Genomic DNA, 2,537 nt, shown 5'->3' with positions numbered 1-2,537 from the left:
GGTTTGTCATCAGTCTGGGGCACACTGTGTTTGTCCGTTTATTGAATACAACAAATTAGGGTTTGTCATCAGTCTGAAATCCCCTTTAATTAGGGGACTTCATAATGATTCTGACTTAATAGAGTAGCGAATTAGTTTTTACCAAAAAACTTCTGATCAAGCGATAATTTACCAGCCCCCGTTACCACAAACAATAAGAAGACAACTGAATATAATGCAGCTAATTCCCCTTTATTAAGCATTGGCTGTAATACATTTTCCGCTGTTGCGTGTACGATGAAATACGCATACGCCATTTGACCAGAGAGTAAAAAAGCCGTTGGACGTGTGAACAGACCTAAAATAATAAAGATACCGCCAACTACTTCTAAAATAGCAGCAAGACCGAATAAAGAAAATAGCTCTACGCTACCGTTTCCGCCTGTCATTGATACTGGAAATTCAAAAAATTTCGCCGTACCGTGTAATAAAAACATATAGCCTGTAACAATACGCACTAATAAGAAAACTACTGGGCTGAATTTGTCTAATAATTGATTCATTTTACTTTCCTTCTATAAAAAAATGAATAGCCTGACAAGTAGTCAGGCTGATGGATGGCATTATAATGATTAAAGAAATTTGATCATTATCAATTTTATAAATACACTATTAAGCATAACTTAATAAAAGTTGCCAAAGGTGTGTTATGTACGATTATAAATCTATCACTATTTTCACTACGGTAGTTGAACAAGGTTCAATGCAAGCTGCCGCCAATCAGCTCTCATTAACCCCATCTGCTATTACGCAAGCCATTCAAAAACTTGAAACTCAACTAAATATTAAATTATTAAATCGTACCACTCGCAAATTATCACTGACTGAAGCTGGGGAGGTTTTCTATCAGCACGCTGCAAAAATGCAACAAAGTGCCGAAGATGCAATGAAAAGCGTGGAAATTTTGCGGTCTCAACCAATAGGTCAATTAACTATTGCTTGCGTAACAGGGCTTACAGATAGCCTACTTACGAGTGCATTCAAATCAGTTTTAGATAACCACCCTGAATTTCGTTTAAACCTATTATTTGAAGATAAAGTAATTGATTTATTAGAACAACGTGTTGATATCGCCTTGCGTTCAGGAACGGGGGTTTTAACTAATAATATGATTGCACGCCATATTTATGATTTTAAATGGGCTATTGTTGCTCATCGTCAATACTTTCAAGATAAAGCTATCCCAACCAGTTTAGTAGAATTAGCCAAGTTAGACTGGATCGATTTTTCAAACCCTAACTTTACTTCACTGACACTTAATAATGGTAATGAAAAACAAACTATTACTCCAATCTATCGCATCAGCTGTAATACGCTCTACGCAAGTCGCCGTTTAACAATGCGTGGGCTAGGTATTTCAATTCAACCGATTGATGACGTTCAGGCTGATATTACAAGCGGTGAGTTAATCCAACTTTTTAGCGATTGGCAATTACCCTCTGTTCCGCTCTATTTAGTCACGCTACAACGTATTCAATCGGAAAAAGTCCGTCTTGCTTGCGAGTTAATTATGGACTACTTCGAAAAACTGAAACTGTGTTGAATCCTTGCTCTGACAATTCATTCTATTTTTCATAATTGCACACATTTGAAATGTCTAAAGAATTGTATCTGAAAGAAAAAATCTGCACCCTACTCAGTGAATATTCACTTTTGGGGTACAGATTTATGTTATTCAATCTCTATTCAAGTACGTAACAGCACTACCACTGATATCCAACACTTGCCGCAGCACCGAAGTCACCACGAGTATTTGCATTTACAGAGGCTTTAATACCTACTTTTCCGTTGGCAGATAAACGAGAGTAACCTATTGCTACCGCACTTTCACCTTTGTAAGAACCCACACCTGCAGCTACCATTGATTTACCTGGTAATGTAGCGTGATATAACCCTGCTGAAGCCATTGCCCCCGCAACGCCTGCTCGCAAGTTTTTATCCATTTTATTAATACGCTTATTCACTGCACTAACACTCTCATTGAGTTGTGCTACATTTACGGCATCTGTTGGTGCTGTACCTCGTGCTACGTTAGTAATTTTCTTACCGCCTGCGTTAATGCCGTCTCTATTAATTTTAATATCACCCACCGTTACACTTTCGTGTTCTACGTGAGGGGCAGTTTCAACGATAACAGCACTCGGATCACTAGTACCAGCACTTTTAATTACCACATTTTTACCTGCAATGACTTTTGCTGGATCGCCCTTGTCACCTTTCTTACCATCTTTTACAGTTGTAGTAGTTGTGGTGTCATCTGGATTTGTGATGGTAATTGTGTGAGTTCCATCGCCATTATCGACAATGGCTGCAGTTGCTTTTTTACCATTTTCGCCACTTTCACCTTGTGGTCCTTTGTCACCAGTAGGACCTTTGTCGCCTTGAGGACCTTGTTCGCCTGTAGGACCTTGTTCGCCTTGAGGACCTTGTTCGCCTTGAGGACCTTGCTCACCTTGAGGACCTTGTTCGCCTTGAGGACCTTGTTCGCCTTGAGGACC

The 2,537-nt window shown here is 39.3% G+C and carries 3 protein-coding genes; 1 reads left to right on the top strand and 2 read right to left on the bottom strand.

Annotated elements, in window-relative coordinates; all coding sequences use genetic code 11:
* Nucleotides 1-131: 131 nt before the first annotated feature.
* Nucleotides 132-542 carry a DoxX family protein gene (locus tag A1D25_RS00125; protein ID WP_157393704.1) on the bottom strand — a complete coding sequence of 137 codons (411 nt, stop codon included), beginning with the start codon at nucleotides 540-542 and terminating at the stop codon, nucleotides 132-134.
* Between the two features lie 146 nt (nucleotides 543-688).
* Here A1D25_RS00125 and A1D25_RS00120 point away from each other — a divergent pair, with 146 nt between their 5' ends.
* Nucleotides 689-1,582 (top strand): LysR family transcriptional regulator, encoded by an 894-nt coding sequence (locus A1D25_RS00120; protein ID WP_157393703.1) that lies wholly within the window; start codon nucleotides 689-691, stop codon nucleotides 1,580-1,582.
* A 160-nt stretch (nucleotides 1,583-1,742) separates the two neighbouring features.
* Here A1D25_RS00120 and A1D25_RS00115 read toward each other — a convergent pair.
* Nucleotides 1,743-2,537, bottom strand: a 795-nt coding sequence (locus A1D25_RS00115) for a YadA family autotransporter adhesin (RefSeq protein ID WP_205420557.1), incomplete at its 5' end; no start/stop codon positions are given.

Source organism: Ursidibacter arcticus (assembly GCF_009761375.1).
Classification (GTDB): domain Bacteria; phylum Pseudomonadota; class Gammaproteobacteria; order Enterobacterales; family Pasteurellaceae; genus Ursidibacter; species Ursidibacter arcticus.
The sequence above is the reverse complement of the archived record's forward strand: the minus strand, read 5'-3'. Positions and strand labels throughout refer to the sequence as shown.